Here is a 6,663-nt window from a genome sequence, read left to right on the forward strand (position 1 = left end):
TTCGATGGAAATTCTGCGCTCATCTACTGATCCTCTCAAAAACGAGGGGTCAGTTCTTCGTTTCGTTCGGGGGTCAATTTCTCATTTCGCCTGACAGAATTACGGTCAATGGCTCTTAGTGTGATGAAACGCGTATTGAATTTGCCACGCGTTGATGTGGATAAGTCGAACTCTCCGGTTGAAAACGGAAGGACCGCCGCCGCGGTTGTTGACCGCGCGTCTCCAGCGCGGAAGTGTAGGTTCCGGGTGGGACCATGTACTACGCGCATTCTACAGACAATGTCGGTCGTGCAGACTGGCAGGTGCTTTCGGAGCACTTGGAGGCGGTTGCTTCTCTTGCCGAATCCTTCGGAACACGGGCAGACATAGGCCGAGCCGCGAGGCTTGCCGGATTGCTGCACGATCTGGGCAAATATACGCCGCGGTTCCAAGCGCGTCTTGCGGGTTCCCGCCAGTCTGTCGACCACTCCACCGCCGGTGCAGCGACATTGCTGGAACTGGCGAAGACGGCAAGGCCAGACGTGCGCCTGATTGCGCAACTCATTGCCTACGCCATCGCCGGCCATCATGCCGGCCTGCCAGACAAGGAAGGGGACAGCCTTTCGACATTGTCGGAACGGCTCGAGGGGTTTTCCGGCGCGAACCTCGACCCGGTCTGGAAGGCCGAGATTACCCCCGATCTCGGCGATCTTCTGCCGGGCTTTCCGCGCTGGGAGACCAAGGACAAGCGCAGGGCAGCGTTCCAACTCGGGTTTCTCGGACGGATGATCTTTTCCTGCCTTGTGGATGCTGACTTCAAGGACACTGAAAAACATTACAGGGGCAGTCTGGTTGCGCGCGAATGGCCTCGATTGCCGGCGATTCTGCCCGATTTGATTGCGCGCTTCGATGCGCACATGGCGGGGAAGCGCGATACCAGCACACAGGTGAATGCCTTGCGCGCGCAAGTTCTCGATCAAGTGCGGGGGCGTGCCGGTGACACTGCCGGTCTGTTCACGCTGACCGTGCCAACCGGGGGCGGCAAGACGCTGGCCTCGCTTGGCTTTGCCCTCGACCATGCCAAGGCACATGGGCTCGAGCGCATTATTTTTGGAATCCCCTTTTCGTCTATCATCGAGCAGACGGCGGAGATTTTCCGCGACGTGCTGGGCAGCGGTATCGTTCTCGAGCACCACTCGGCAATCGAGGAAGAGCGAGAGCCTCGCCGCGCCGACGACGCTGACAGCAAGAAGGCCGACAAGGACAAGCTCAAGCTTGCAATGGAGGATTGGGCAGCACCTGTGGTGGTGACAACCAATGTGCAGTTTTTCGAGAGCCTGTTTGCCGCGCGCACTTCACGTTGCCGCAAACTGCACAACATTGCCGGCAGCGTCATTATTCTGGACGAGGCGCAGACGCTGCCGCGTCAACTGCTGACCCCTGCGGTGTGGGCGCTGCGCGAACTTGCCGACAATTATGGCTGCAGCATCGTACTTTGCACGGCCACGCAGCCGGCACTCGACGAGCGGAAATTTCCGGCGTCTCATCCCGTGGGCCTGCCGCTGGCTGGGCGCGAACTGGCGCCAGACCCAACCAAGCTTGCCAGCCGGCTTGAACGGGTGAGGCTGGTGCATGCCGGCGTCATGGACGATGCGAAGGTGGTGGCGGAGCTTGGCGAAATCCCTCAGGGCCTGGTCATCGTCAACAGCCGCAAGCACGCGCTGGCGCTCTACCGCAACGCGCAGCAAAGCGGCCTTGAGGGCGTTGTCCATCTGTCGACCCGCCAGTACGCGGCCGATCGGCGCGTGATCCTGGCGAAAGTGCGGGAACGTTTGCGGGAAGGTGCGCCTTGCCGCGTTATTGCCACCTCGCTGGTGGAGGCCGGTGTCGATGTCGATTTCCCGCGGGTCTGGCGGGCAGAAGCAGGGCTTGACCAGATCGCGCAGGCGGCAGGCCGTTGCAACCGCGAAGGCAGGCGGCCGGTGAAAGACAGCCTCGTCACAATCTTCCAGGCTCCCGACAATCCGCCGCCCCCGGAGATAGAGGGTCTGGCCAGCGATATGGCGCGGATGGCGCATAAGCACGAGGATTTGTTGTCGCCGGCAGCGATCGAGGATTTCTTCGGAGAGGTTTATTGGCGGGTCGGTCCGGAAGGACTGGATCGCGGGCGCACGGACCGCGAACCGATCCTCGACAAGTTCAGCGTCGGAGGCGGAAGCGTCGATGTTGCCTATCGGACGGTGGCGGAAAATTTCCGCATGATCGAGAGCGGCATGTTGCCGGTCATCGTCGCCGGCGACGAAGCAGCGGCTGGTTCGATCAGGAAGCTGGCAATCGAGAACATTCCCACGGGGACTATCGCACGCGAATTGCAGACCTATGTCGTGCAGGTGCCGCCAAAGGCGCGCGCGCTGCTGATCGCCAACGGCCATGTGAAATTCGAGCAGATTGAACTGCGCGCCGATCAGTTTGCGGTGTTGCAGACGCGCAGCCTTTATAAGCCCGATGTTGGGCTTTTGTGGGAGGACGCGGATTATCTCGGGCTGGAGAATGGCATCGTTTAGACGAGGGAATTTTTCTGTGGGCGAGCAGAATAAATTAGGTGAATACCTAGACGAAAGTACTATGTTCTTTTTTTGTTCCTTCGTTTTTATTAAGGGTTAGGGCTTAGGGAGAAGAAAATGTCTTTCGGCATCAGGCTGAAGGTCGCCGGGCATTATGCCTGTTTTACGCGACCCGAGATGAAGGTCGAGCGTGTTTCCTATGATGTGATGACGCCATCGGCAGCGCGCGGGGTACTCGAAGCGATCCATTGGAAGCCGGCGATCCGTTGGGTGATCGACAGAATTCATGTGCTCGAGCCGATTCAATTCCGGTCGATTCGAAGAAACGAAGTAGGCAGCAAAGCTTCGGCCCGCAACATCAAGACGGCGATGACGCGGGGCAGCCTGGAGGGATTGCATCAGGTCGTGGATGAGGACCGCCAGCAGCGGGCGGCGACGGTGCTGACCGATGTTGCCTATGTCATCGAGGCGCATTTTGTACTGACGGCCAAGGCCAGCGCCGACGACAATGAGGGCAAGCATCTCGATATCTTCAACCGACGCGCTGCCCGTGGACAGTGTTTTCACCAACCGTGCCTGGGTACGCGCGAATTCGCCGCCGAGTTCGAACTGCTCGCGCCCGATGCTCCGGTGCCGGAACCGCGAGAGAAGTTGGCGGAACTCGGCTTCGGGCAGCCTCGCGATCTCGGCTTCTTGTTGTGGGATATCGATCATGATGCGCCCGGTCGGCCGTCGCGGTTCTTCCGTGCTCGGCTGGAAGACGGGGTGATGCGTGTGCCGGCCCCCGATTCCCCGGAGGTGTTGCGGTGAGTGTCCTGGCGTCCCTGGTTCGGGCCTATGACCGACTCGATGAACGCGGCCAGGTGCCTCCGTTTGGCTATTCTGTCGAGAAGATCGGCTTCGTCATTTCGCTCAACGCGGACGGAACAGTGGCGAACGTTACGGATGTGCGGGATGCTTCGGGCAAAAAGAAGCAACCGCGCATGATGCAGGTGCCGCAACCGGCTAAGCGCACATCGGGCATCGCGCCCAACTTCCTTTGGGATAAAACTTCCTACGTGTTCGGGATTACGGCCGGCGACGGCAAGCGCGTTGCCGAAGAGCACGCTGCCTTTGTCAAAAACCACCTGGATGCACTTGATGGCGCCGATGATCCTGGCCTGCACGCCATGTTTTTGTTCTTGAAAAATTGGACGCCGGACCGCTTTGCCGAACTGGAATGGCCCGAGGAGATGAGGGATCAGAACGTGGTTTTCGCGCTCGAAAGCGAGCGGCTACAAAAGAGGTCTCTTCACGACCGGCCTGCGGCCAAGGCGCTGTGGGCGAAGATGGGCGGCGGTGCGGGAACTGTGGAAGCAATCTGTCTCGTTACAGGAACGGGCGGGCCGATCGCACGTCTTCACCCGGCGGTAAAAGGCGTCTGGGGTGCGCAGACTGCCGGCGCCTCAATCGTCTCGTTCAATCTGGATGCGTTTACATCCTACGGCCATGAGCAAGGCGACAATGCTCCGGTCTCGGAGGTCGCCGCCTTCAAATATACAACCGCGCTTAACCATTTTCTTGCGGGGCGGAAGAACCGTGTCCAGATCGGTGATGCCTCGACGGTGTTCTGGGCCGATGCTTCGAATGTGGAGGCTGCCGAAGAGGCTGAAAGCATCTTTGGTGCGTTCATGGCGCCCGACGAGGAGGCAGAAGCCGGCGAGGTCGGCGACAGGCTGAAACTTATCCGCAAGGGTGTGCCGCTGCGAGAGATCGAACCTGCTCTGGCGACAGGCGTGCGGTTCAATGTATTGGGGCTTTCCCCCAATGCCGCCCGCCTCTCGGTCCGTTACTGGTTCGAGGACGATTTCGGCGTGCTGACGGAGAACTACCAGCGCTATGTTGCCGACATGCGTTTGGAGCCGCAACCGGCCAAGCGGATGGCCGTGACGGTTCGTTCGCTTGTCTTGCGTACGGCGCCGGCTCGTATCGACAGCACCAGTCAGGTCAAATTCGATGCCGACCAGATATCACCGCTGCTGGCGGGCGAAATTTTTCGCTCGATTTTGACCGGTGCGCGTTTCCCGGAGTCGCTGTTGCCCACGCTCCTGATGCGGATACGCGCCGACCATCTGCTCGACAGCATTCGCATTTCGCTGATCAAGGCAGTGCTCGTGCGCACCATGCGTATCGAGGACAGACTGCCAATGAACGAAACCGGTGTACCGAAGGAGGACTATCTCGTGCGCTCCGATCCAGACGATCCCAACCCGGCCAGGCGGCTTGGCCGCCTGTTCGCGCTTGTCGAGCGGGCCCAACTGGCCGCCTTGGGCGACAAGGTCAATGTGACGGTCAAGGACAAGTTTCTCGGCAGCGTCGCAGCTACGCCTCGACAGGTTTTCGCCAAACTGGTTCTGAATGCCGAACAGCACCACCTCAAGAAGCTACGCAACGGGCATTCAGATGCTGGTTGGATCAAGGATTCGAATCACGCGCGCGGGGTTGGAGCGGCTCTTAACCGGGATATCGGCAGGTTGTGGGCAACTTTCGACGATGGCCTGCCAGCGCAACATTCCAACGAAGAACAGGGCCTGTTCCTCGTCGGCTATTACCAGGAGCGTTACGGCCGCAAGGCCGAAGAAGATGGCGGCGTGCCCGACGAAACCGCTCAAACCAACGACATTGAGGAGTAGGGTATTATGACCGCAATCCAGAACCGCTATGAATTCGTCTATCTGTTCGACGTGGCGAATGGCAATCCGAACGGCGATCCCGACAATGGCAACATGCCGCGTCTTGAAACCGATACCCAGAAAGGCCTCATCACCGATGTCAGCCTGAAGCGGAAGGTTCGCAACTATGTGGAATTGCTCAAGGGGGGGCAACCGCCTTACGCAATCTACATGCAGGAGCGCTCGGTGCTGAACAACCAGCACCAGAAGGCCTATGATGCGCTTGGCGTCAAATCCGTGTCCAAGAAACTTCCCAGGGAAGAGGCCCAGGCGCGGGAACTGACAGCATGGATGTGCGCCAATTACTTCGATATCCGGGCCTTCGGGGCCGTAATGACAACGGAGGTCAATGCCGGGCAGGTGCGTGGGCCGATCCAGATGACCTTCGCGCAGTCCGTCGATCCGGTCCTGCCCCAGGAGATTTCCATCACGCGCTCCTCCGTCACCAATGAACGTGATGCGGACAAGGAGCGCACCATGGGCCGCAAATACATCGTTCCATACGGCCTTTACCGCAGCCATGGTTTTGTCTCCGCCAGCCTTGCCGGCGACGCTACAAAGGGTACTGGTTTGTCGGAAGAAGATCTGGAGATTTTCTTCGACGCGCTTGCCAATATGTTCGACCATGACCGCTCGGCCGCGCGTGGCGAGATGAGCGCGCAGCGCCTCATCGTTTTCAAGCATGCGCATCCCCTCGGCAATGCGCAGGCGCAATCCCTGTTCAAGCGGGTTTCGGTCGTAAAGAGGCCTGAGATCAAAACGACCCGCAGCTATGACGACTATGAAGCGAGGATCGACCGGGCCGGCCTGCCGGACGGGGTGGAGATCATCGAGAGGCTTTAGGCGCGACGATGGGCGCAACTGACGGCGCTGCCCAACCCGATGAACTGGATGCCGACCCCATCCCGCTCTCTGCGCTCCAGCATGCCGTCTATTGTCTCAGACAGGCAGCTCTCATCCATCTTGAGCGCCTGTGGGCGGAAAATCGCTTCACCGCGGAGGGTCGGGTCATGCACATTGCTGCCGACAGGCCGGGAGGCCGCAAAGTGCGCGGTCTGCGACGCGAAATGTCTCTGGTGATCGCCTCCAGGCGCCTTGGCATCGCGGGTGTCGCAGATGTCGTCGAATTCATTCCGGGTAAGGACGGCGAGACGCCCTTTCCGATCGAGTATAAGCGCGGCAAGCCGAAATTGCATCGCGCCGACGAGGTGCAGCTTTGCGCCCAGGCGCTTTGTCTTGAGGAAATGACGGGACTTGCCGTGCCTGAGGGCGCGCTGTTCTATGGGCTGACAAAGCGGCGTATCGCCGTCCTGTTGATTTCCACCCAGAAGTGAGCCGGGTAGGCGTCTAATTTCCACTGAGAATTGAGCCATGTGAACCTTTCCCCAAAGCGGTGAGCGGCGGGGGTA

At 59.7% G+C, this 6,663-nt stretch carries 4 protein-coding genes and 1 pseudogene; all 5 read left to right on the forward strand.

Features of this window, described 5'->3' with window-relative positions; all coding sequences use genetic code 11:
• The first annotated feature begins 254 nt into the window (after positions 1-254).
• Positions 255-2,543, forward strand: coding sequence for a CRISPR-associated helicase/endonuclease Cas3 (locus tag ASD64_RS14090; protein ID WP_056106055.1), 2,289 nt, complete (start codon positions 255-257; stop codon positions 2,541-2,543).
• Between the two features lie 117 nt (positions 2,544-2,660).
• Positions 2,661-3,353 carry a type I-C CRISPR-associated protein Cas5c gene (gene cas5c, locus ASD64_RS14095; protein ID WP_056106057.1) on the forward strand — a complete coding sequence of 231 codons (693 nt, stop codon included), beginning with the start codon at positions 2,661-2,663 and terminating at the stop codon, positions 3,351-3,353.
• Entirely contained in the window at positions 3,350-5,215 is a 1,866-nt protein-coding gene (cas8c, locus tag ASD64_RS14100; protein ID WP_056106059.1) for a type I-C CRISPR-associated protein Cas8c/Csd1, read from the forward strand. The genes cas5c and cas8c overlap by 4 nt, the downstream gene beginning before the upstream one ends.
• A gap of 6 nt (positions 5,216-5,221) precedes the next feature.
• Complete coding sequence (gene cas7c / locus ASD64_RS14105; RefSeq protein WP_056106061.1) at positions 5,222-6,097, forward strand: type I-C CRISPR-associated protein Cas7/Csd2; 876 nt, start codon at positions 5,222-5,224, stop codon at positions 6,095-6,097.
• 8 nt (positions 6,098-6,105) lie between these two features.
• Positions 6,106-6,564: pseudogene (cas4, locus tag ASD64_RS14110) on the forward strand (CRISPR-associated protein Cas4); the annotation flags it as partial.
• Positions 6,565-6,663 lie beyond the last annotated feature (99 nt).

The sequence above is a fragment of the Mesorhizobium sp. Root157 genome, assembly GCF_001427385.1.
Taxonomy (GTDB): domain Bacteria; phylum Pseudomonadota; class Alphaproteobacteria; order Rhizobiales; family Rhizobiaceae; genus Mesorhizobium.